The sequence below is a fragment of the Danxiaibacter flavus genome, assembly GCF_041060425.1.
GTDB lineage: Bacteria > Bacteroidota > Bacteroidia > Chitinophagales > Chitinophagaceae > Danxiaibacter > Danxiaibacter flavus.
The window spans coordinates 605,168-629,931 of record NZ_JAULBC010000001.1 but is presented as its reverse complement, the minus strand read 5'-3'; the positions used below and the strand labels follow the sequence as shown (position 1 = coordinate 629,931).

The window sequence follows — 24,764 nt, the reverse complement described above, 5'->3', positions numbered from 1 at the left end:
TCGTCCGTTGTGTCACTCACTTCAACGTCCGGTAATCCTGGTGGTCAATATGCGATCAGCTTTACGCATTATGAAGCAGGTATGCAGATTTCGCATGAGGTGTAAGAAACCCGCTTCGCACTTTCATTTTCAATTATCACCTGTCAATTGTCAATTCTCTCAAATTCGCAAATTTGCACATTCGCACATCCGCACATTTACACATTTGCACATCCGCCCATTTCATTACTTTTACCCTTTATGAACATTGCCTCATTTATAGCAAACCGCATAGCATTTAAGGGCCAGAAGTCATTTTCAGCATTTATAATAAAACTGGCAACAGCAGCCACAGCGCTGAGCGTCGCCGCTATGATCATTACACTGGCTTTTGTGAATGGCTTTCAGCAAAAAGTAAGCGGCAAGGTGTTTAATTTCTGGGGACATATCCGTGTTCAGCAGTATGAGCCTGCCAAGGCCATTGTTGCTGAGGAGACGGCCCTCAAAGAAAATGACTCCGTTATTCATATCTTAAAACAAATACCCGAGATCCGGTCCGTTCAGCCTTTTGCAACAAAGTCTGCCGTAATTGAAAAGAACAAGGAAATTGAAGGAGTGCTGATAAAGGGAATTGACCAGGCATACGATTCCACCAATTTTGAATCGTTTATGCAGGAAGGCTGGTGGTTGAATTTCGGTGATAGTCTGTATAGCCGGAATATTATTATATCCCAACCAATTGCTAACGAATTACAGATTAAAATGGGTGATTCGGTTATCGTGCATTTTATTTCTCCCTCCGAGGGTAAAAGCACATTTAGAAAGCTTGTAGTAAGTGGCATATTTAAAAGTGGCATTGAAGAGTACGACAAACTTTTTGCGCTGGCAGATATCCGTTTGATAAGACGGATTAACAACTGGCAGCCTGACGAGATCGGCGGCTATGAGATCTTTATAAAAGATTACAAAAAGCTGGACACAGTAAATTCCATGTTGTTTAACAAGCTACCGGATGCCTGGATCAGTAAAACAATTAAGGAGATCTACCCCAATATTTTTGACTGGCTGAATATACAGGACGTAAACAGGGATGTAATATTTACAGTAATGTCCGTTGTGGCCATTATTAATCTTATCACCTGCTTGTTGATCCTTGTGCTGGAGAGAACAAGGATGATCGGCGTTTTAAAAGCGGTGGGCGCAAGAGATTGGACCATTCAGAAAATATTCCTTTATAACTCGGCTATTATTGCCATGAGAGGCATTGGCATTGGGTTGCTTTTTGGCCTGGGCATTTGCCTGCTTCAGCAATACACCGGCTTTATAAAATTGGATGAAAGTGCATATTATGTCCGTTCCGCGCCGGTTGATATTATCTGGTGGCAGGTGTTGCTGGTGTGTATTGCAACCCTGTTTGTCTGCATTTTATCGTTGCTGTTACCAACGCTTTTTGTAAAGAATATTTCGCCGGTGAAGGCGATTCAGTTCAGGTAAAGAGAACTAATACTGTTAATGTCCTACGGACAATAATATTAAGCTAATCATTTATTTCTATTGAGCTTAATGCCCTACGGGCAAGGATACGGGAGAATTCTGGAATCTGGCCGACGTGTATTTCCCGTGTAAATCTGTCCTACACTTTGAAAGTGTAGGACAGATTTACACTTTATAACTCGGCTATTATTGCCGTGAGAGGCATTGGCATTGGGTTGCTTTTTGGCCTGGGCATTTGTTTGCTGCAACAATACACCGGCTTTATAAAATTGGATGAAAGTGCATATTATGTCCGTTCCGCGCCGGTTGATATTATCTGGTGGCAGGTGTTGCTGGTGTGTATTGCAACCTTGTTTGTCTGCATTTATCGTTGCTGTTACCAACGCTTTTTGTAAAGAACATTTCGCCGGTGAAGGCGATTCAGTTCAGGTAGAGAGAACTAATACTGTTAATGTCCTACGGACAATAATATTAAGCTAATCATTTATTTCTATTGAGCTTAATGCCCTACGGGCAAGGATACGGGAGAATTCTGGAATTTGGTCGACGTGTACTTCCCCGGGTAGATCTGTCCTACACTTTGAAAGTGTAGGACAGATCTACACGCGAGCCAGCACATCCTTCAAAAATGTCGTATTTCCTACCTGCTTCTCTTTCCAGCAGCACAGTTAATATCAATAGAAATTTAATTCGAATAAATCGATCTTATCCTTGGATATTAACCGCACCATCATCCTGCCTCATTAAAATTTCGCAGTTGCACATTCGTACTTCGTAATTCGTACTTCGTACTTATATTCTGTACTTCGTACTTTGGCTTCTTTTTTTCTTTCTCCGCCAAAACAAACAAGGGCTCAACTTGTTAATACTGATAGCAATAAAACCTTCATTCATGAAACCAAAACCTCTACCAGTTATCTTTTTCTTTTTTATGGCCCCGCTGATGGTATCCGCGCAGTTATTTACCATGTCAAACAAATGCTACGACAAGGTAAAGAAAGGCAACCAACTGCTCGATAGCACCAGGTTCGATGATGCCCTTACCATATTCACCGATGTGCTGGCCAACTGTACCACCAAGGACGCCAAAGAACAGGGACAGGTTGGAAAAGCCAGAGCCCTAAACGGGCTGCAACGCTATAACGAAGCAGTTGAAGCTTCTTCCAACGCTATCACTGTAAGTAAAAGCACCAATGTAATGGCATACTACAACAGAAGTTATGCTTATAGAAAACTTGGCCAGGAGGATGAAGCCAAAGCCGATCTGCAAAAAGTGACAGAACTGACAGCCAAAAATAAAAATGTAAAAGCCAGGGCCACCATGTTTGCAGACATGGCTAATATGGATCTTCAGGATGGCATGTTTGAAGATGCAAAGAACAATGTAGCAACTGCCATACAACTTGACAGCAAGAACCCGGACTTCTACGTTCTGAAGGGCGATATATATGCAAAAGAAAAAAACTATGATGAGGCTTTTACCAACTATGACACCGCAGTTTCTCTTGGGAAAAATGATGTATCCATGTACCAGATCAGAACCAACACGCGAATAAGACAGATGCAGGGCAAATACAATACAACCAATGCAAATGAACTTGCATCCAAGATGAGTTCGAATGATAAATCGCTTATCTGCAAAGAGCTGAATAAAGCAAACGAACTTGGCATGAAAAATATGCAGCTTGATTTTTTTGCTGCAATGATTTGTAAATAATAAAACATCAAATATGAAAAAAATATTCTGGAGCATTCCAATAACCATCATTGTTTTAGGCAGTTGCAAAAGCATGAATAATACGCAGAAAGGCACTGGAATTGGCGCTGCGGGCGGTGCGGCCATTGGCGCATTGGTGGCAAAGAACAGCGTTGTAGGTGCACTTGTGGGCGCGGCTGTTGGCGGAACGGCTGGTTATTTTATTGGCAAGGATATGGACAAGCAATCCAAAGAATTGAAACAAGCAGTACCCAACGCTGAAGTAGAAAGAGTGGGAGAAGGCATCAACCTGACTTTTAATTCTGGCTTACTATTCAAAATCAACTCAGCTAATTTAAGCGACAGCGCAAAACAGGATCTTACTAAAGTAGCGGGCGTATTCAACAAATATCCCGACACCAAAATTTTGCTGGAAGGTCATACCGATGATACAGGTCCTGATGATTTTAATATGGACCTGTCTAAAAAGAGAGCCGAATCTGTAGCCGACTATCTCGCTACTCAGGGCGTTGATACGGCCAGACTTATCAAAAAATGGTATGGCGAAACACAGCCCAAGTTTCCGAACGATAGTGAAGCCAACCGCGTAAAAAACCGCAGGGTGGAAATTGGCGTTTATGCTGATGACAAAATGAAAGAAAAAGCCAACAAAGGAGAAATCAAAGAATAGCGCTTTAAAAGAAATTAAAAAACAGGCCGGATGCTTATCCGGCCTGTTTCATTTGGTTACAAAATGTGTGACAATATTATTCCGGTTGCAACGGCAGCATTTAAAGATTCAGCCGCGCCAATTTTCGGAATGGTCAATTTATGTTGAATGAAAGATTGAATTTCTGTCCTTATCCCCTTTGATTCATTGCCTATCACCAACAACCCTTCCTTAATTTTTTTTGAATACACATTTTCTCCGTCAAGCATGGCTCCGTAAACCGGAAGTTTACAACCGGCCAGGAAACCCGGAAGATCCTTATACCACACATTCACCCGCATAAAGCTGGCCATCGTGGATTGTATTACCTTACTATTATATACATCTACCGTATCAGGGGCGGCGACAATCTGTGTGATATTAAACCAATCAGCAATGCGGATAATCGTTCCTAAATTACCCGGATCCTGGATGCCGTCTAAAACCAGCGTGAGTTTGTTGTTTAAGTCAGGACTCTCCGGCAACTTCTTTTTCTCCACCAGAGCCAACACATGGTTAGGGGTTTGAAGCTGTGAAATCTTTTGTAACTCGTGTTCTGCTATTTGCGCAAATGCTGTTTGTTTCAGATCGGCGTTACTCCATCCTTCTGTTGCAAAAATTTTCTTTACATGATATGACTGTTGCAATATTTCATCCACGATTTTTGCACCTTCTGCGATAAACGTGTTTTCAATGTCGCGATTTTTTTTATGGTATAAACTTTGAATATATTTGATCTCGTTTTTACTAATCATAATCATGAATTTGAGCAGCAAACCAGCAAATATACCGGTACTTTTTCTGATAATGGTTTGCATTCTTTCCGCGTGCGGAAAGCAGGAATTCCCGAACAAACCCTTCGTCTACGAAAATAAGGTTATCATAAAAAAAACCAATATTACGCACGAGGACAAGAAAAAGCTCCAGGCCGAATTACCCAATTATTGGGATGACAGCTTATCCACGCGCAAAGTTCAGCAGTTGGTGCTCTTCTACAGGCTTCGCAATCCACCGACGTTTGATACGGTCAATATTGGAAGGTCGAAGAACCTGATGAGAGGATACCTAAAATCACAGGGATATTATTATCCTTCTTTTTCAGACACTTTTTATATCAAGAAACATAATAATCAGCAACGGGCTTATATCACTATGACCATAGACCCGGGAAAAGCAACAATTCTTGACTCTGTTGCCTACAATTTTGCGGATACTTCATTGCAACAACTCACCCAAAACGGTGCAAAACAATCACTGATCAAACCAGGTGCTACTCATTTTGCAAAGCAGGTGATAGCGGGCGAACTGGATCGCATAGTGGACACATTTAAGGTTAGAGGTTATCTGAAGATGTCGAGAGACAATGTAATCGCGGAAGTCGACACAACTGATGTCAGCTTGCTGCAAATAACAACTGACCCGTTTTTACAGGCGGAACTTGCTGCAAATGCACTTAAGAAAAGACAGGAAAACCCGAAGGCAACAGTAAGCATCATGGAAAGGCGAAATGCAGACTCTTCGCTGGTTGATTCATCCGCATTAAGGAAATACTATATAGGCGATATTTATTATTATCCGGAAACTTCATCGTTTGACATATTTGACAGTCTTATAAACGCACACGAGTCATTCCGGGTTCAGCGGTACTCATCCACATTCAACAATTACTATATGCTTGACAAGGATGGCAAGTTTGTAGTTAAACCATTACGTGAACATACCTATATGCGCCGCGGTAGCCCATATAACGAAAATTTATATTTTAAGACCATCAATAATCTTTCGCAAATTGGCGCATGGCGGCAGGTTGATGCCCGTCCCGTACTTCGTGCCGATACGGTTGACATGCACTTGTTCCTTGTGCCATATCCCAAGCAAAACGTGACTTTTGATGTTGAGACAAGCCGCAATACTGGCGACTTCCTCAGCTCCGGCAACCTATTCGGCCTGGCATTGAATGTTACATACCGTGACCGTAACGTATGGAAGAGAGCCATTCAATCTTTCACTAACGTACGTACAGGGATAGAGTTTACGCTTGAAAAGGATAGGCCGCCGCTGCAAACATTTTATACTTCATTCGGGCATAATTACAGCATACCAAGATTTATTTCTCCTATCAAACCTAAAAGAGTTGGACGCCTTGATGGAGTTAAGACCATTGTGGGATTAAATGCAGCATATTCAGAACGTACCGACTTTTTCAGGTTGCGCTCATTCGTAACAGGTTTTGGCTATGAATGGGTGACGCGCAAGAAAATATTGTGGCAGTTTAAACCGGTGAACCTGGAGTTTTACGGACTTGACTCTCTTAATGGATTGAAAGAAGCCATTCATACCAACCCTTTCCTAAAAACAGCATTCAATACCGGCAATGTGATCAGCATGACATTGAGTGCTACTACCACTTTCCCCGGCAAAAACAAGAAAAACACCAACTATCTGCGGTTCGCCGTAGAAGAAGCCGGCGCCATTTTTGGCCGGTTTCCGGGGCTGCAAAAAAACATATTCCAATATATCAAGGGCGAAGCCGAGTACCGGAAAAATATACCATTACATAACAGCACATCCCTTGCGTTCCGCGCATTTGCGGGCATTGGCTACAATTATGGCAACAGCGCTCTTGGACAAACACTTCCTTTTTACAAGCAGTTTGTCGGCGGCGGACCAAACAGTATGCGTGCCTGGACATTGCGGCAACTGGGACTTGGATCGTCTTTGGCGAGTGATACGAGCGCAACTTACCGCGACCGCTACGGCGACATGCAGTTGGAAGCGAACATGGAGTATCGCTTTCAATTGATGACGATAGCCGGCGTAAAAGTAGGTAGCGCCCTATTTGCTGACGTAGGTAACGTGTGGAATATTAAAAAAGACTCAGCGTTGCCTAGTTCTGAATTTGATATTAGCAGGCTGGGAAAAGATATTGCGATCGGTCTTGGAACCGGTCTTCGATTTGACTTCACCTATTTTCTGATCCGCCTTGATTTTGGTATTAAATGGAAGGATCCTGCCAGGCTGGAAAACAACGGATGGATGCAGTTGAGTGACTTCACGTGGCGGAATAAAGAATTCCTGATAAAAGACGCGAATGGACGCACGATTAACAGGAATAACTATGCGTTCCAATTAGGGATCAACCTACCGTTTTAAACCACGGAGGCACAATGACACGGAGAGACACGACGATGGTTTTCAAAACCACAGAGTCACGACGACACGAAATGTAAGTTTACTTACAACATTCCTCCAACGCGGAGATTTAAACTAAAAACCACAGAAACAAAACGACACAAAGCATCGCTGTGAAGCTTTGTGTCGCACTGTCTCCGTGGTTTAATATTATTGTTTCTTTGGCATTACCGCTTTTGGCGTCGGGTGCTGGCCCGGGGTGACGGGCGCAGCCGGTGGATTCTGTTGCTCCTTGCGTACAGGCTTTTGTTTGTTAGTGTCTGGAATGATTTCGCTTTCCGGTGCTATTTCTTCCGGTTTTGCATCCGCAGGAATGTCACCATAATCGGCACGGCTGCCATTACCTACGTCTGCGCCTTCTGCTCCTAACTGAACAGGTACATTGTTGATCCAGTCGTAGATAATATCGTTGCTCATTACTTCAGGTTTGACAAAATGAGCGTTATTATCAAGAACAATGTTTTTATCACTTACACATTTATCAAAGAAGTAAGCCCAGATGGGTAATGCCACAGAAGAACCCTGACCAACTGATGTGCTGTTAAAACGGATGAATCTGTCATCACAACCGGTCCATACGCCGCAAAGCAACTGCGGTGTATAGCCCATGAACCAGGCATCACTGTTATCGTTTGTAGTACCGGTTTTGCCAGCAACATCGGCATCAATGCCATAGCTCCACATACGGCGGCCGGTTCCATATTTCATTACACCCTGCATCATGCTGATAACAGAATAGGCCGTAACATCACTGATCACCTCTTTGCGTTGAGGAAGGAAGGTCTGTAACACATTACCATTACGATCTTCGATGCGGGTAATGTACATCGGCTTTACATTAAAGCCCAGGCCCGGGAACATGCTATAGGCCTGCATCATTTCAATCAATGATATTTCAGCACTACCCAATGCGATAGAAGGATAAGGCTCTATTTTGGATGAGATATTGCAGTTCTTCAAAAAGTCAGCAAACCGCTTGGCTCCGTCATTTCCTTTAGGGCCAAGTTGTTTCATAATGTATGCTGTAGCACAGTTGCGAGACATAGCCAATGCCTGGGCCATCGGCATGGTTTCGCCAGTACACGATGCGCCGGTGGCGGGAACCATTCCGTAAGTACCGAAGCTTTGCTGAATATCATCAACCGGTGTATTAGGCGTGAACCCGGCATCTTCTATCGCCAGGCTATACAACAATGGCTTAATGGTTGAACCCACCTGCCTTTTTGTATTTACATTTACGTGGTCATATTTGTAGGTTTTAAAGTCGATACCACCTACCCAGGCCTTTACTTCACCACTCATCGGATCCATTGCCATAAAGCCGGCCTGCAACATCTGGCGTGAATATTTAATACTATCATAAGGCGTCATCACAGTATCTTTTTCACGTTTGTTGTTCCATGCAAAAACCTTCATGGGGACTTTAGCATGAAATGACTTTTTTATATCCGCTTCGCTGACGCCATCTTTCTTCATGTTCTTCCAGCGATCGCTCTGTTTCATAGCAGCCTCTACAACATTTTCGTATCCTTTCCACACAGAGCCATTTTTTATGTTATCCTGTGAATTCAGGATCTTCTGCATGTAGCTGATATGCTTACCTACTGCTTCTTCTGCATATAGTTGCATACGCGGACTAAGCGTGGTGTAGATCTTTAAACCATCCTTATATAAGTTGTAAGACTCACCGGTTGTTGGATTCTTGTGCTCCTTACACCATCTTTTCATTTCTTCGCCAAGCACCATTCTAAAATATGGTGCCAGACCGGCGGTTTCATCAAGCTTCTTATAATTCAGCTCAATTGGTTTTCTTTTTAAAACATCTGCCTCACTGCTTGCCAGGAAATTGTTTCTCACCATTTGATTAAGTACAGTGTTCCTTCTGTCAAGCGCTAGTTTCGGGTTGCGCTTAGGGTTGTATATCGTAGCGCCTTTTAGCATGCCGATCAAAACGGCAGCTTCTTCCACACTAACCCTGTCAGGCTCTTTCTGGAAAAAAGTCTTAGCCGCATTTCTTATCCCGAATACATTGTCACTAAAGGCAACAGTGTTCAGGTAAAGCGTTACAATTTCTTCTTTGGTAAAATTTCTTTCCAGTTTAACTGCTATAATACACTCCTTTACTTTCTGCAATACACGAAGCAGAAAATTGCGGGTGTCCCAGTTCTCGGTAAACAGGTTTTTGGCAGTCTGCATGGTAATAGTACTTGCTCCACCGTCGCGCCCGAGAGAAGTTACAGCGCGCCCCAGTGAACGCATATCAATACCGCTGTGCTCATAAAAACGTTCGTCCTCCGTAGCTACTAAGGCGTGAATGATATTAGGACTGATATCCTTGTATTTCACATTTACCCTGTCTTCGAGGTAATACTTTCCCATCAGTGTACCGTCATCGGCATATACCTGGCTGGCAAGCGATGCCGAAGGGTTTTCAAGTTCTTCGATGGAAGGCATTTTTCCGAATACGCCCCAGTTAGCCAGGAGAACGATGAGTATCACCGCTCCTACTCCAATGAAGAATATCCGCCACAGTATTTTTATCGCTTTTGACATAATGCTTTCTAAAATTTGTAAGGGAAGTCCATGCTGTCTTTCCGGAAATAAACAGATACCAAAGGTGTGCCGATCGCATTTCACGGTACGTTTAGCCTGTTCCAATTTGGTTGATCACAGCAACGCAATGCGAATTTAAAAAAGTTGTATGCAATAAACCGGTTAATATTTTTCGGCTGTCACATCAGTAGTTATATCGCGTCGGTTCAGCCTATTTAACGTTGGCAACCACTTTTGCGCCTGCCCGTTTAGCAGCCTGCATGATCCGGAAGACTTCGCCATAATAAGAAATAGTATCCGCGTTGATTACTACAGATGGTGTATCAATGGTAGCTTTTGCTTTCATCACCTCCTGCTTCAGCAATGTGTCCAGCAGGTTAATATCCACCGGTTTTTGACCTATGTAGATCTTTTGTTCTTTATCGATTGAAACAACAATATTTTGTTTGGCCTTGGTATCTTTTTTACCGGAAGGATTGTTCACCTTAATCACATTAGGATTGGCCAGTGTTGATACAATAAGAAAGAATAGCAACAATATAAATAATATATCGTTTAATGCTCCCGTGTGCATTTCTGTGTTTGACCTTAATCTTCTTCTTATGTTCATTCCTGCAACTTATTTGTTTCGAGTACTGGTTAAATGGATAAATTACCTTGTCGGCTCCTGCAAAATATCAATGAATTCGGCACTGGCGGCTTCCATTCTGTTGGCAGTTTTATCAACCTGGGTGGTAAGGAAATTATGTGCCACATAAGCAATCAAACCTGTAATAAGCCCACTGGCAGAAGTGATCATCTTTACATATATACCACCTGCAATAACGCTTAGTTCGAAGTTACCGGTGCTATTGATATTGTAAAACAGCTGAACCATCCCGATAATGGTACCAAGGAATCCGAACATTGGTGCAACGCCTGCTATCAATGACAAAATGGAAAGATTACGCTCCATTTTATACATTTCCAGCTTGCCGACATTTTCCATGCTTTTCTCAATTGCATCAATGGGCTTGCCAATGCGCTGAATGCCTTTATCGATCATCCGGGCAACAGGACTCGAATTGTTGCGCGCAAGACTTCTGGCAGCAGAAATATTTCCGGTGATAATGTTATCCCGGATAATGCTCATGAAATTGCCATCAATTTTAGATGCCTTGTTTATAGCTATAAAACGTTCAAAAAACACGAAAATGGTTGCAGCAAACAAAAAATACAGCGGATACATCAACCATCCCCCTTTATCCAGTAAGCTCCACAGGTTCATTTTTTCAGGGGCCTGGACTGCAGCTGCTGCCGCATTTATCATTTTAGCACTGTCAATCTGTAGTAAAATACCCATTGTTGGTTGGTTTAAAAAAGCTAAAGTATGTTCTATTGCAAAACAACGCGCACCCTGTGAATAAATTACGGGCAGCGCTGATTTTATCAAAGATTTTACAAAGATTTGGCAGCTTTTCAGCCCTGTTTATCCATAAAATGCAAAAAAATACGCCAGCCTTATAAAAAGACTGGCGCAAAACGATAATTTTTCAAACCCGGATCGATAAGCTGAAAGCTAATAGCTGACAGCTGATAGCTATTGCTTATCCATCTGCATTAGAGCCATGATCTGTTTCATGGTTCGTTGCATACCTTCACTGCTTCCGTCAAGGAAGATGATATTGCCTTTGCCGGCTTCGGCAAAATTCTTTACGGCTTCTGTCCACATGCTGAAAAGGATCACATTGGTATCCAGGTTGGCTTGTTTCATTTGCTCAGCAGCCTGTGTCATACCGTGTGCTACCTCCGCGCGGAACAACGCAACCCCCTGTCCGCGGAGTCTTGCTGCCTCCCTCTCTGCTTCCGCGGCAATTTTTATGGCATTACCCTCCGCTTCTGCAGCTTTTGTTTTGGTGATCAATAACGCCTGGCCCTCGTTTTCTGCTGCAGCTTTCAGGTTGTTACTTGCTACAACTTTGCTCATGCTGTCCATGATCTGCTTATCAAACGTAATGTCATTGATCTGCAAATCAAGCAGATGATAGCCCCAATCTTCCAGTACATGATCCACTTCAAGCTTAACACTTTCCACAATTTCTTTTCTAAGACCAAGAATTTCAGCCTGACGTTTTGTTGCTACAAATGACCTGATATTCCCCTCGATGGTACGCACAAGCGCCTGCATAAGGTCCTTATCACTGATAAATTTGAAGGCTACTTTTTTTATGGTTTCTTCCTCAGCATTCATTACCGCATACAGCAACATACTTTTAAAGTAAACATTTGCCTGGTCCTGTGTAACCGCCTGAAACTCAAGCTCCACAGAACGGTTTTGGATACTGATGCGCCTGTATATCTGCTCAATGAGCGGGATTTTAAAGTTAAGACCGGGTCTAAGGATCCGCTGATATTTACCCAACCGGGTAATAACAGCGACGGTGCCCTGTGTTACTGTAAACAGGCCGCTGAATACGATAATCAGCACAACCAGGAGCCACCAATAGGAAATGAAGTTCATATTATTTTTTTTATGAAGGTATAGTTTTCGAAGCAAAGCTGAAAGCTCAAAGCTTAAAGCCTAAAACTGAAAAAAAACACCAGGATAATTATACTAATTTACCAGAGATCATCCGTTCGCCTAAGTTTTAAGCTTTAGGCTTTAGGCTTTAGGCTTTAGGCTTTAAGCTTTGGGCTTTAGGCTTTAGGCTTTGGGCTTTGGGCTTTAAGCTTTAAGCTTTTTACTGATGAAAACTTTGTCCTATGAATTGCAAAGCGTCTGTTATCCCTGTTCTCCAATATGTCCATGTGTGGCCGCCATCACGAACGCGGTATTCATGAGGTACACGTTTTTCAGTGAGTGCTATATGGAGCAAACAGTTGCCTCTTGTAAGAAAGTCATCATCACCGCAATCAATCCAGTAACGCACCTGTTTTAACTCATCTGCAGTTTTTGTATCTACGATTTTAAGGGGAGAATTGTCATGCCACGCTTTACCCAACCTGTCAGATCCTTTGAGATTCCTTCCAAAAAGCTGCCCCATAGTTCTGTCCCAGTTTTCCTGCGGCATTTTTGCGATTGTAGAATCATCCCAGACCGCTGCACTGAATGGGGCAGCCGCCGCAAACAATTCAGGATGTTTCAGGGAATAAATCAATGTACCGTAACCTCCCATCGAAAGACCGGCTAAACCCCGATATCTTTTTTCTGCTTTAATTCTATATTCTTTTTCAATTGCAGGCATAAATTCATTGATAAAAAAATCCTCATACTTTTCTTTACCATCATAAGAATTGATGTAGAAGCTCGAATCACCATTTGGCATTACAATAATCATCGGAGGAATGGTTCCCTCGGAAATAGCTTTATCTGCGTACCGGTTTATTTCCCCAAATTGCAACCATCCGGTGTTATCGTCCGTATAACCATGTAAAAGGTAAACTACGGGATAAGTGCGGCTGGAACGGTCATAATCTGCCGGCAGATAAATAGTATAACGTACATCCTTTCCGAGAACCGAACTTTTCAAGCGTTTTTCCTCAATCACTTTTCCGTTAGATTGGGCATAGGAGCTACCGAACATGAGCAGCAGCAGGCCTAAGCAAGGCATTAGTTTTGATATTTTCATATTGATGGCTGTTTGTATGGATAAATGTAAGCAGATTTTGTTTCGTATTATTACAATATGGCATCTAAAAGCAGCGGGAAATGCGTTTTGCGTATCTTAAATCTTAAGGGTGATATTACGTAGAATAATTTACTTTTGTTTTAACGGTTAATTCATCTTAAATCCATGTATAAACTACTTACTGCTTCATTATTTGCATCGTTGCTTTTCATCAGTTGTCAGAAAGAAGTTAGCAACGGCTCAGGCCCCACTCCGGGCGGCGGACCAGACACTACAACCAATCCGCCAACCAGCAAAGACACCAGTTTTCAACCGGCAACAAAAGATTCTTACTGGGCTTATAAATCAACCAGCACTGATTCTGACACCACCAGCGCTGATACGCTGAGGGCAACCGGAAATACAAAAGATTTCAACGGTCATACTTATGATATTTTCAGCGGCTCACTCGACGGAACAGGAAGTGCTTCTGAAAGTTATATGCGCACTGATGGCGATGGCAATATGTACCTGCTTTCTGACATAAGTGACACCGCGTTGGGAGCAAACACACTGGAAATTCTTTACACCAACACCAAACAAAATGCCGGGTACACCTGGACTTATAGCGGGGGAAACATATCTGGCTTGCCGCTGACATTTAATGGTAAGATCCTGGAAAAAAACATTACAAAAGATGTTCAGGGTAAAACTTATACCAACGTAATTCACTCACAGGTAACTGCAGGTTTCACTGTGGTTTTGCAGACCATTACGCTTTTAACCTATGATGTATATGTTGCCCAGGGTGTAGGTATCATTAAGATTGATACCAAAGTAACGACTGGCACATTAAAAGCGCTGTTTGATCAACTGGAGGCACTCGGACAAGACCTGAGCCAATACCAGGATCTGATCGATTCTCTCGGCACAGCAGATATTACGATTACATCTGAGCTTGCGGGGTACGAGATCAAGTAGAAGGAGAAACCGGAACAAGTACGATTTACGAAGCCTGCCCGTTATGAATACATTCAGGCGGGTACGAAGTACCTAATTTTGAGCAGGTATCCTGGATTGAACAGCTTAAATAGATAAGTTCTAAAATAAAAAAGGCCTCCGGTTTTTACAGCAGGAGGCTTTTTTATGCGGATAGATTAAAGTATTAAAAATTTTCAGCTACTTCTGAGGGATTGGGCTCGTCGTAACTTTTTTTGATATTGATGACCTCCTGTTCGAATTCATCAAGCGAAATGGCATCTTCCAGTAAAAATTCACCAATGCGGGTTCTGCAGAGTTTGCTCAAATGCCCCCCTACTCCTAATGCCTTTCCAAAATCATTTGCAAGACTACGTATGTAGGTACCTGTAGAACATCTCACTCTGAAATGAACAACAGGCATTTCAATATGGGTAATTTCGAAGGAGTGAATGGTAATTGGTCTTGGCTCCAGCACAACGTCATGCCCTTTACGCGCCATTATATATACCGGCTTGCCATCCTTTTTTATAGCAGAATGGATTGGGGGAACCTGCATTATTTCTCCGGTAAATGCTGCGGTCGCGTTCCTGATCATATCAGCAGTTAAGTGGCTTGTGTCCTGCTCATTCTCAGGTTCGCTTTCAAGATCATAGGTTGGTGTTACAGCTCCCAGCGTAAACGTGCCGGTGTACTCCTTTTCCATCCCCATGTATTCATTGATCTTTTTAGTAAACTTTCCCGTACAGATGATCAATAATCCTGTAGCCAACGGATCAAGCGTGCCGGCGTGTCCTATTTTAGAAATGCGTGTAAGTATTCTGATTTTTTTTACTGCATCAAAAGACGTCCAGTCTAAAGGCTTGTTAATCAGCAGAACTTTACCTTCAAGAAATGGCTCTAATGCAGGATGAATAGGCTTTTGCTTCATTTTTCTTTCCTAATATGGCGGCGAAGATAGAACAATGCGGTGAGGTATCAGGCGTCAGGTATAAGGTATCAGGTTTAAGGTGTGAGGTATAAGGCATAAAAAGAAAGTTTAATATCGCATATAGTAATTAACGACTAATGAATAGCTGATGTTGATTTAGTGACGTTGATTTTTTAATCTTATTATCCACCGGGATATATCACACTGCCAGGCTTTTATCTTATGCCTTACGCCTCAAACCTGACACCTGACACCTGATACCTGATACCCTTCCTGGCAGCTAATAGCTAATAGCCCACAGCTAACAGCTTCAGAACTCCAACTCCACATCTCCCCAAACGGGAAATCCCTGGCAGGTGAGAACACGGCCTTTGGCTATTTCATCGTCGAGTAACACTTCGTTATAAGCCATCCAGACTTTTCCTTTTATGCAGGTAGCCGAACAGCTTCCGCACCGGCCGGCTTCGCAACTGTAAGGCAGTTCTATTCCTTCTTTCTTTGCCTGCGCAAGTATGGAATCAGGATATTGAACAGTTAATGAATAATCATTGCCGTTGATATGAATAGCAACCTTGTGTGGTTCTTTATCGGGCGGCGTTGCTTTTCTTACCGGCTGCAACGTATTGAAATTTTCCTTTTTAATGTTCTTTGCATCTACACCTTCAGTGAGTAAAGTAATGGTGATCATTTGCATATAATCGAAAGGACCGCACAAATAGAACATACAGCGTTGCAAAGGGACTTTTAGGGAAGGATACAACAATTGGGGAAGCAACCAGTTGCTTAGTCTCCGGTGTTTAATATCAATATTGGTACTGTAAAGAAACTCGGTGTGTAGACGCCCGGAATATTGTTCCTGCAAACGAATGATCTCTTCAAAAAAAATGGTGTCGGTAACGGACTTGTTGCTATAAATTAAAGTGACCGGTAGCGAGGTTGTTGCCAAAGCTGTCTTTATCAAAGAATATTCAGGCGTAATACCGCTACCTGCAGCAAAAAATATTAGTTGCCCAATGTTGGTTAAATCCTCAGGCAATTGAAAATATCCTGAGACACCGGAAGTGATCAGCTCGTCGCCTTCCTTTACATGGGACAACATAAACCTGGAAAATTCGCCGTTCTCAACCCGCTTGATAGTTACACTCAACGGTTCATTCAGCAACGGTGACGATGAGAAGGAATATGATCTCCGGAACTCTTTACCTCTGTGCAAAAAGACAAATGTAATAAACTGACCTGCTTTATAATCCGGTTGCCAATCAAGAGGTTTAAGTACAAATGTTTTTGTGTCGCCCGTTTCGCTAATCACCTGTAACACTTTCACCTTCCTGAACAAAGATTTATCGTCCATAAATACGCAATAAAACGGTAAGTTACACAAAAGATCCAACGGTAATTGAAGGCCTTGTCGCAGACATGTTATGCAGCGGCAAGAAGGCGCAATACTTTTTCTATTTCTGCATGAGTAAACTTTTCATTAACCGGAGGCAATTGCAAATATTTTTTACGATAGTGATTAATGACGGCATTATTAATTTCATCCTCCTTCTCAAACAGCAACACGCAAAGACAACTCTTAAGCACATTGGCTTTTACGCGAATAGTATTCAGCGAATATCTTGAAGGATGAAGGTGAGCAAATTGCTCCTCATCAAGAAAACGCAATGTCCAGTTTGAGTCATCAGGCAGGGAAATCATTTTATAATCGGACTCTTCATAGATCCAGTTCTTATAAGCCTGTTTATCCAAAAGATTTTTTTGTTGAAGAAAATTTGTCACAAAACCTTCTATCGATGCCACAGATAGTTGCCCGGTATACAAGTCAAGTTGCGATGAACCTATCGTCAGCAGTTTCCTTTGCAATTCATTATTCCACGCTCCTGTATTTGTGCGCAACCACTCCCTAATGGAGATCAAATGATGCTTAAAAGAATGAAAAAGGATCAAAGATTTGGATTTGAAATTTGAAATCTGAAATTTTGATCTTCTAAATTGTTGCGAGCTTATAACTTTCACTATTGACTATTCACAATTCACTATTCACCATTCACTCCTTCTTTTTCTTTCATCTTCAACAAAGCCTCATCCATATTCTTTATATAAATATCCCTTTGGGGATACGGGATCTCAATACCCTCTTTTGCAAAGTTTTCAAATATCAATATCATCATGTCACTGCGCAACGTTCCGGCGTCACCAAGATCATAGGTCCAAAATAAGATCCTGAAATCAACAGAATTGTCACCAAAATTATTTACCCAAACCAGGGGAGCCGGCACCTGCATTACGTTCGCTTCATCCCGCAGAATGTTTTCGATGATTTCTTTCGCTTTCCTGAGATCAGCGGAATAGGAAATTCCAACTACAATTTCAATACGCCTGTTCCTGTTGTGTAATGTCCAGTTGATTAAGTGCTGCGACAATAGATCCCCGTTAGGAACGATAATATCAGCTCCTTCATAATTACTTATTTTGCTGGAGCGCACGCCAATCTCTTTTACGGTTCCGGTTTTCCCGCCTACTTCAATGAGGTCTCCCACCTGTATCGGCCGTTCAAAAGCCAATATGATACCTGACACCAGGTTGTTTACAATGTTCTGCAGGCCAAAACCGATACCCACTCCGAGTGCGCCGATCATCAAAGAAATTTTATCCAGTGGAATACCCGCTGCTGCAATAGCTATCAGGAAACCTATTGCCCACACAGCAAGTCTTACCAACAACATAACGGAACCCATATTGCTTCTTTTATTGGTATTTTCTGACATTTTGGAACCAAAAAAGAAACTGATGAACTGGGATATAATCGTTGATATCCAGATAACGAAAACAAAAATGGCCACACTCATAAAGCTGAACTGCATATTACCAATACTGCGCTTTTTATTAAAGAATTGCTCCACAGTTCTCAGCAGAAAATCATAAATGGTAAGGCTTTTGGTCAGGGCAATCAGCCAAAGTATTGTTGTGACAACCCACAACATTCTTCGCAGTTTTATTTTAAGCTCATCATAATTTAAAAAAGCAGAAAAGCTGCTATTCTTATACGCTTCGGATTGCAGGTAAACAGCTTCAAGTATAATACTGCTGAACGCCTTTAACGTCATTGCATACACAAATCCCTGAACGGCAGACATGCCAAACAGTTTGGCAAGGGTTATTCTTCCAAAGACATTAAACAAAACGGAAACTAAACAGAAAAAAACAGTAAAGATTGCGAGAGACCTGGTTACCGGGGACTCTTCCAAACCGGAAAACAGCTTCGGTTTTTTACGCAGGATTATGGCAGCTATTATACCTCCTGCAAGAGGGAGAAGCAGCAACAACCAGCGTTCACCAAAAGATGTTTCCAGGAAAAGATCATCGATTGCAAAACATGTCCATATGACGAACATGATACTCCAGTACCGTTTGCAGGTTCGGGTAAGATAGGGCCACAACAAGATACTAACACCTAAGGTCCGCACCAACTCATTGAAGTGCATATATACCATCGGCGGGTTCGCATACAAGTAAGGTGTAATACATAATACTGCAACAATACAGGATAGCAATACGGAACGATTCATAAAATGCAGCGGAGCAAGTTCGTCCAATGCAGCATCAGATCTTTTGACCTTTCTGTAATTAATGAAACACCAGATAGTGAAAACTCCAAAAATGAAAAGATTGATGGCCCTTTGATCCCAGGTCATCATAATGTAAATAGCCTGCACTTTGAAGGAACGCTTTCCCGTAACAAGAATACTTTGCCACAATGTTTGTTTATAATCTGTTGCCCGCGCATTATACAGCGCGGGTTGTTCCCTGCCCCACATCGCCGCCTTTGCATTAATGGTGCGATAGCCAAGATCGGCTAGCATATCTGTTGCAAGCAGACTGTTGACAGATATTCTATTGCGCCACTTGTTAACCTTTGCCAGCGTAATTAACTGCAAGGAATCAATTTGTACCGCGCGTTTTATCAAACTTTTAATTTGAGAATTTAAGGCAGTATCATCCAGTTCTGTATGCAGGTAAGGATCCACAAGAATATGCTGCACTGCACTATTGCTCTTATTAAGTCTATCTCCATAATCCTCCAGAACGCCTTCCCAGTGAGTTAGTTCCTGCAAAGCCTCCTGTAACAATATGGTATAGGTATTCAATGTTCGCAGATTCATCTGAGCATCATTCTTTTCGAGCCTTCCCTTAAAGAAAAACATTGCTTTTTCCATGGAGGGGAGTGCCGAAGATATCTGCATGGTGTCGACGCGTCTTTTAAAGAAGTTGGAATACCTGCTTAACTCGAGTGAGTATGTTTCGAGTTTATTGGCAATCTTCGGCAAAATAGTATCCGCTAACTGTTCTTTTACGGTATCACTCAAATGTTTGTTGGCTAATGAAGTATCTACAAAGTTTACCTGCGGCTGTTTTTCCTTTGGTTTTTCTTTTTGTTTCTTTTGTGAATAAACCTGCAGCGTTAATAAAAACGCGGTGAATAAAAAGAACACCTTCGTGATGCAACGGGTGACCTTAACTGAAAACATGCACCTTGATTTTATTGCAAAATAATCATTTTAGCAAGCGCTTTGTATAGCAATAACACGAGTCCGGCTATTCTGTTCAACCTTTCCCTAATGAGAATCTCACAGCGGCATCTGCGTGTATTGCAGTTGTATCAAATACCGGAACATCCACATCCTCTTTCTTTATTAATAAAGGAATTTCGGTACAACCCAATATTACGCCCTCTGCACCTTTGCCTATCATTTCGTTAATAACAGACAGGTATTTTTCTTTGGTTTCCTCTTTCTGCAATCCCCGCCCCAATTCTTCAAAAATTGTATAATGTATAAATGCCCTGTCTTCATCGTTTGGTACTATTGCTTCAATCCCTTTTTGTAATAGCCTGTCTTTAAAAAAGCTATTCTCCATTGTAAACTTCGTCCCTAACAATATAACTCTTTTTAAACCGCATTGTTCAATCACTTTTGCTGTTTCATCAGCTATATGGATAAGCGGCACATCGATTCTTTCCTGCAGAGCATCTGCTATCATGTGCATTGTATTCGCACAAAGCAATATACAGTCAGCCCCCGAATTTTGCAGGTGCAGCGCAGCCGAACTCAGCATGTTCAATGTGCTTTCCCAGTCATTTTTATCATTGTTACGCTTTATATCAGCATAATTAAACGAATAAATAATGCAGTTTGAAAAATTTAATCCGCCCAGCTCCTGGTTTATCCCTTCATTAATAAGTTTATAATATTCTACGGTTGAGATCCAACTAATGCCTCCGATTAATCCAATTATTTTCATTCCTGATCATTTTAGTTTCTAAGTGGCAACAAAGCCGTTACCATTCTGTCTTTTTGTTGCAGATCCTTCCTTAGCTCAACTTTGGTGAATCCCTTCTGTGTCAACATTTCACAAACCTCCCTGCCCAGCGCTTCATTGATCTCAAAAAACAGCGCACCTTGAGGTTTTAGCCTCTGCAAAGCCATATCAGCAATTTTCCTGTAAAAGATCAGCGCGTCTTCATTTGGCACAAACAATGCCAGATGCGGTTCATGCTGCAATACATTTTTATGCATCTGCTCTGCTTCACTTTCTTTTATATAAGGAGGATTGCTTACAATGATATCTGCCTCCGGAATATTTTGCCATAGATCTACTTCAAGAATATCCTGTTGCAAAAAAACGATAGCAGTGTTCAGGGAGTCTGCATTCTTACGGGCCACCGTTAATGCCCCTTCAGATACATCCACGGCATAAACAGTTGAGAAAGGCAGTTCATTTTTTAAAGAAACGGGTATGCAACCACTGCCTGTTCCTATGTCAATTATTGATACTCTGGTTTCAGGTCCATGAGTGGCTGCTACATACTGCAGAATCCATTCGACCAGTTCTTCTGTTTCCGGTCTAGGGATCAGCACATTGTTGTCCACATAAAATTTCATCCCTGCAAACCACGCTTCGTTCAACACATATTGTACGGGCTCATGCTGCAATAATCTTTGAGTGTAAGAATTCAATTGGTCAAGCTCGGCTGCAGTTAACAGCCGGTCCTTGTGAATAAGCCGGTCTACACGCCTCATGCCGGTGACATTTTCCATCACCCAGCCGGCAATGGTTGCAGCCTCTCTTTGTTCGTACACTGTGGAGAGCGTTGTAACCTGCTGCAAATAAGCATTCTGGACAGTCATACTGCAATGATAGCACCATTTCTGTTACATTTGCAAATTGATACAGCCGATAAGGCATATCATGTCCATTTTCTGTAAACGAATGACGCAACACGACAAATACATGCTCCGCTGCATTGAACTGGCCAGGCTTGGCGCGGGTCATGTAGCGCCTAACCCAATGGTGGGTTCTGTACTCGTACACAATGACAGGATCATTGGTGAAGGATACCATCAGCTTTATGGCCAGGCGCATGCAGAAGTTAATTGCATAAACAGCGTTGCAAGGGAGGATGTGCACCTGATTAACGGATCTACCCTTTATGTATCCCTGGAGCCTTGCGCACATTATGGTAAAACACCACCGTGTGCTGATCTTATCATCAGGAACAATATTCCAGTTGTTGTAGTGGGATGCCGCGACCCTTTTAATGAAGTAAATGGAAAAGGGATTGAGAAATTAGAAAAAGCAGGCATTCAGGTAATCACCGGCGTTAAGGAAAAAGCTTGTCTTGATCTGAATAAGCGTTTCTTTACCTTCCACACCCAGCATCGTCCCTATATTGTATTAAAATGGGCGCAAAGCATGAACGGTAAAATTGCTTCAGAGTCTGCGGAAAGATTGCTTATTTCAAATGACTATTCAAACAGGAAAGTGCATAAATGGAGAAGTGAAGAAGCTGCAATTCTCGTTGGTACAAATACCGCGTTGCTGGATAACCCTTCGCTGAATAATCGGTTTTGGAATGATGTGCAACCTATTCGTATGGTTATTGATATGGACCTTAGGCTGCCGGAATCTTTAAACATTTATAACAAAAAACAACACACCATCATTTTTAATTTACACATGCATTCATTGGAAGTAAACAGCAAAGCAAACAGCCTGCAAAATGATGAAGTTGCATACTACCGGGTTAGCAATGACAGTAGCCTGGTACACCAGATCGTTACAGCATGCTATCAATTAAATATTCAAAGCATTCTTGTGGAAGGCGGTGCCAAATTGCTGCAATCTTTTATTGATGAGGGGTATTGGGATGAAACGCGTATTATTACAAATGAGCATTTATTTGTAGAGACAGGACTGCCGGCTCCGGCTGTGACAGGGCACCATGTTTTTACGGAACAGGTCTTCAATGACCGGATTGATTACTTCAGGAAATAGCCAAAAATTTAGAGCTGCAACTTTCCGGAAAACACGATAATTTAAATGAGCGAACAGGAATTTTACAATACGATCAGCCAGCCTTCAATGGCTGAATTTAAAGACAGGGGCAGCCGTTTTATTGCCTACGCGTATCCTATTGAAACCACTAACGATTTCAAAGAAAAATTACAGGCACTAAAAAAAGAACATCCCAAAGCGGTGCACCATTGCTTCGCATACAGGCTGGGACTGGATAATAACAACTTTCGGTCAAGTGATGACGGGGAGCCGTCAGGAACCGCGGGGAAACCTATTCTCGGGCAAATCGACAGTAAGGGTTTAACCAATGTACTCGTTGTTGTTGTGCGCTATTTTGGTGGTACACTACTGGGTGTTCCGGGTTTGATCAATGCGTACAAAACAGCTACCACCATGGCGCTTCAGCTGATGCCGATTGTACCTAAACCGGTGACCGTTAAGCTTCAGATCAGCTTTGATTACACCCAGATGAACGAAGTAATGCGTTGGGTCAAGGCATTTAACTGCGAAGTGATTGAACAGGAGATGCAGCTTTTTTGCTCAATTAAAATCAACGCCCCAAAAAGCCGTTTGGGCGAGCTGGTTAAAATACTGAAGGATTTGAGGGGGATTGATGTAGGAGAGGTAAAACAGTGATGAGTTGTACGTTATACGTTGTACGTTTTTGTATCATTGCGTTTTATGGTTTTCTGCTGTTTTGTGTGAGAGTGGTTACACGGCGGGGCACGGAGGAGACACTGAGTTTCACAGAGAGTCCCTACCCTTTCCGCAATTGTCACTTTTTGAAATAAGTATAACTGCTGCTGTCTTTCACTATTCACTATTCACCATTCACTCTTCACCGTTCACCATTCACTTTGCCGCTTTCCTAAACCTGTCGCTCACAACCAGTTCCTTGCTTCCCGATGAATAACTGTAAAATCCTTCACCATTTTTTACGCCAAGCTTTCCGGCAGTTACCATATTAACGAGGAGTGGGCAAGGCGCATATTTAGGATTGCCAAAACCATCCTGCAGCACTTTCAAAATACTGTGGCAGACGTCCAAACCAATAAAATCAGCTAATTGCAGCGGTCCCATTGGATGTGCCATACCGAGCTTCATGACAGTATCAATCTCTTCAACACCAGCCACGCCCTCATACAAGCTATATATAGCTTCATTAATCATCGGCATAAGTATCCTGTTGGCAATAAAGCCGGGATAGTCGTTTACAACACAGGGAACCTTATTCAATTGAAGGGTGAGTTCAGTTATTGTTTTGGTAACTTCTGCAGAAGTTGCATACCCGTTGATGATTTCTACCAGCTTCATTACCGGAACCGGGTTCATAAAATGCATTCCAATCACCTGCTGAGGACGTGAAGTTGCGGCGGCAATTTTTGTAATAGAAATGGATGATGTATTAGACGCGAGAATTGCATCCGTCGCCGCTATTGCATCCAACTTTTTGAAAATCTCCAGCTTTGTGTCCGTATTTTCTGTGGCTGCTTCGATGATTAATCCTGCATTTCCAATTCCTGATATCAGGTTGGTATGAATACTGATATTTGAAAGAGAATGTTTTTTCTGCTCTTCGGTAGCAGTGCCTTTACTTATTTGCCTGTCAAAGTTTTTCTGTATTTGAGCCAGCGCCTTTGTAAGCTGGTCGTGATTCAGATCTATTAAGGAAACCTGGAAACCTGCCTGTGCAAAAACGTGCGCAATACCATTCCCCATTGTTCCGGCTCCTATTACTGCAATCGTTTGATTCATGGCCTGAATGTTTAGATAACAAATGTAAGGAAGGCCGGGGCAAGTAAGAAGTACGAATTACAAAGTACGAAGTACGAAGTACTCAATCTTGAGCTGGTTAATTTCTTTTCAACATCTTAAGATAACTGAATCGAAAGGAAGATGTTGAAAAAAAAATGACGGTGTTGAACCAGGAGTACTTCGTACTTCGTAACTCGTACTTAATAACTCCCTCTATTTATGCCGTCCAAAGAAAATAGAGCCTGCTCGAACCAGGTACTTCGTACTTCGTAACTCGTACTTAATCACTCCCTCTATTTATGCCATCCAATAAAAACAGACCTGTTCGAACCAGGTACTTCGTACTTCGTAATTCGTACTTAATCACTCCCTCTATTTGTGCCGTCCAATAAAAACAGACCTGTTCGAACCAGGTACTTCGTACTTCGTAACTCGTACTTAATCACTCCCTCTATTTATGCCGTCCAAAGAAAATAGAGCCTGCTCGAACCAGGTACTTCGTACTTCGTAACTCGTACTTAATTACTCTGTCTA

The 24,764-nt window shown here is 42.2% G+C and carries 20 protein-coding genes; 7 read left to right on the top strand and 13 right to left on the bottom strand.

Annotated features, from left to right (window positions below; all coding sequences use genetic code 11):
* Positions 1-240: 240 nt before the first annotated feature.
* The 3 genes from QTN47_RS02460 to QTN47_RS02450 all read left to right on the top strand — a co-directional run bounded on the left by QTN47_RS02460 (position 241) and on the right by QTN47_RS02450 (position 3,860).
* A complete protein-coding gene (locus QTN47_RS02460) occupies positions 241-1,473 on the top strand; it encodes an ABC transporter permease (RefSeq protein ID WP_369327729.1) in 1,233 nt (410 codons plus the stop codon).
* Positions 1,474-2,365: 892 nt separating this feature from the next.
* Entirely contained in the window at positions 2,366-3,190 is an 825-nt protein-coding gene (locus QTN47_RS02455) for a tetratricopeptide repeat protein (protein WP_369327728.1), read from the top strand.
* A 13-nt stretch (positions 3,191-3,203) separates the two neighbouring features.
* Complete coding sequence (locus tag QTN47_RS02450; RefSeq protein ID WP_369327727.1) at positions 3,204-3,860, top strand: YiaD family glycine zipper/OmpA-like lipoprotein; 657 nt, start codon at positions 3,204-3,206, stop codon at positions 3,858-3,860.
* Between the two features lie 56 nt (positions 3,861-3,916).
* Here the strand turns inward: QTN47_RS02450 and QTN47_RS02445 are convergent, their stop codons facing one another.
* The gene (locus QTN47_RS02445; protein WP_369327726.1) at positions 3,917-4,633 is read right to left on the bottom strand and encodes an RNA methyltransferase; all 717 of its coding nucleotides are present in this window, start codon (positions 4,631-4,633) and stop codon (positions 3,917-3,919) included.
* A gap of 4 nt (positions 4,634-4,637) precedes the next feature.
* Between QTN47_RS02445 and QTN47_RS02440 the strand changes: the two genes are divergently transcribed.
* Positions 4,638-7,031 (top strand): BamA/TamA family outer membrane protein, encoded by a 2,394-nt coding sequence (locus QTN47_RS02440; RefSeq protein WP_369327725.1) that lies wholly within the window; start codon positions 4,638-4,640, stop codon positions 7,029-7,031.
* A 189-nt stretch (positions 7,032-7,220) separates the two neighbouring features.
* Here QTN47_RS02440 and QTN47_RS02435 read toward each other — a convergent pair whose 3' ends face one another.
* The 5 genes from QTN47_RS02435 to QTN47_RS02415 form a co-directional block, all read right to left on the bottom strand.
* Positions 7,221-9,623, bottom strand: a complete 2,403-nt coding sequence (locus tag QTN47_RS02435; RefSeq protein ID WP_369327724.1) for a transglycosylase domain-containing protein — start codon at positions 9,621-9,623, stop codon at positions 7,221-7,223.
* A 211-nt stretch (positions 9,624-9,834) separates the two neighbouring features.
* Positions 9,835-10,233, bottom strand: coding sequence for an ExbD/TolR family protein (locus QTN47_RS02430; protein ID WP_369327723.1), 399 nt, complete (start codon positions 10,231-10,233; stop codon positions 9,835-9,837).
* Between the two features lie 42 nt (positions 10,234-10,275).
* Positions 10,276-10,965: a MotA/TolQ/ExbB proton channel family protein gene (locus tag QTN47_RS02425; protein WP_369327722.1), complete on the bottom strand. Its 690-nt coding sequence runs from the start codon at positions 10,963-10,965 to the stop codon at positions 10,276-10,278.
* 237 nt (positions 10,966-11,202) lie between these two features.
* Positions 11,203-12,123, bottom strand: a complete 921-nt coding sequence (locus tag QTN47_RS02420; RefSeq protein ID WP_369327721.1) for an SPFH domain-containing protein — start codon at positions 12,121-12,123, stop codon at positions 11,203-11,205.
* A gap of 220 nt (positions 12,124-12,343) precedes the next feature.
* Positions 12,344-13,231 carry an alpha/beta hydrolase gene (locus QTN47_RS02415; protein WP_369327720.1) on the bottom strand — a complete coding sequence of 296 codons (888 nt, stop codon included), beginning with the start codon at positions 13,229-13,231 and terminating at the stop codon, positions 12,344-12,346.
* Positions 13,232-13,396: 165 nt separating this feature from the next.
* Between QTN47_RS02415 and QTN47_RS02410 the strand changes: the two genes are divergently transcribed.
* Positions 13,397-14,191, top strand: coding sequence for a hypothetical protein (locus tag QTN47_RS02410; RefSeq protein WP_369327719.1), 795 nt, complete (start codon positions 13,397-13,399; stop codon positions 14,189-14,191).
* 184 nt (positions 14,192-14,375) lie between these two features.
* Here the strand turns inward: QTN47_RS02410 and truB are convergent, their stop codons facing one another.
* The 6 genes from truB to prmC form a co-directional block, all read right to left on the bottom strand.
* Positions 14,376-15,119, bottom strand: a complete 744-nt coding sequence (gene truB / locus QTN47_RS02405; protein ID WP_369327718.1) for a tRNA pseudouridine(55) synthase TruB — start codon at positions 15,117-15,119, stop codon at positions 14,376-14,378.
* 310 nt (positions 15,120-15,429) lie between these two features.
* Positions 15,430-16,470, bottom strand: coding sequence for a flavin reductase family protein (locus QTN47_RS02400; RefSeq protein ID WP_369327717.1), 1,041 nt, complete (start codon positions 16,468-16,470; stop codon positions 15,430-15,432).
* Between the two features lie 68 nt (positions 16,471-16,538).
* Positions 16,539-17,066, bottom strand: coding sequence for a hypothetical protein (locus QTN47_RS02395; protein ID WP_369327716.1), 528 nt, complete (start codon positions 17,064-17,066; stop codon positions 16,539-16,541).
* A gap of 89 nt (positions 17,067-17,155) precedes the next feature.
* Positions 17,156-19,648 carry a mechanosensitive ion channel family protein gene (locus QTN47_RS02390; RefSeq protein ID WP_369327715.1) on the bottom strand — a complete coding sequence of 831 codons (2,493 nt, stop codon included), beginning with the start codon at positions 19,646-19,648 and terminating at the stop codon, positions 17,156-17,158.
* A 76-nt stretch (positions 19,649-19,724) separates the two neighbouring features.
* Positions 19,725-20,420, bottom strand: coding sequence for an aspartate/glutamate racemase family protein (locus QTN47_RS02385; protein WP_369327714.1), 696 nt, complete (start codon positions 20,418-20,420; stop codon positions 19,725-19,727).
* Between the two features lie 11 nt (positions 20,421-20,431).
* Entirely contained in the window at positions 20,432-21,307 is an 876-nt protein-coding gene (gene prmC, locus QTN47_RS02380; RefSeq protein ID WP_369327713.1) for a peptide chain release factor N(5)-glutamine methyltransferase, read from the bottom strand.
* Positions 21,308-21,368: 61 nt separating this feature from the next.
* On the opposite strand from prmC, the gene ribD reads away from it, so the two are divergent.
* Entirely contained in the window at positions 21,369-22,454 is a 1,086-nt protein-coding gene (ribD, locus tag QTN47_RS02375) for a bifunctional diaminohydroxyphosphoribosylaminopyrimidine deaminase/5-amino-6-(5-phosphoribosylamino)uracil reductase RibD (protein WP_369327712.1), read from the top strand.
* Positions 22,455-22,499: 45 nt separating this feature from the next.
* The gene (locus QTN47_RS02370) at positions 22,500-23,111 is read left to right on the top strand and encodes an IMPACT family protein (RefSeq protein WP_369327711.1); all 612 of its coding nucleotides are present in this window, start codon (positions 22,500-22,502) and stop codon (positions 23,109-23,111) included.
* A gap of 216 nt (positions 23,112-23,327) precedes the next feature.
* Here the strand turns inward: QTN47_RS02370 and QTN47_RS02365 are convergent, their stop codons facing one another.
* Entirely contained in the window at positions 23,328-24,230 is a 903-nt protein-coding gene (locus QTN47_RS02365) for a 3-hydroxyacyl-CoA dehydrogenase family protein (protein WP_369327710.1), read from the bottom strand.
* Positions 24,231-24,764 lie beyond the last annotated feature (534 nt).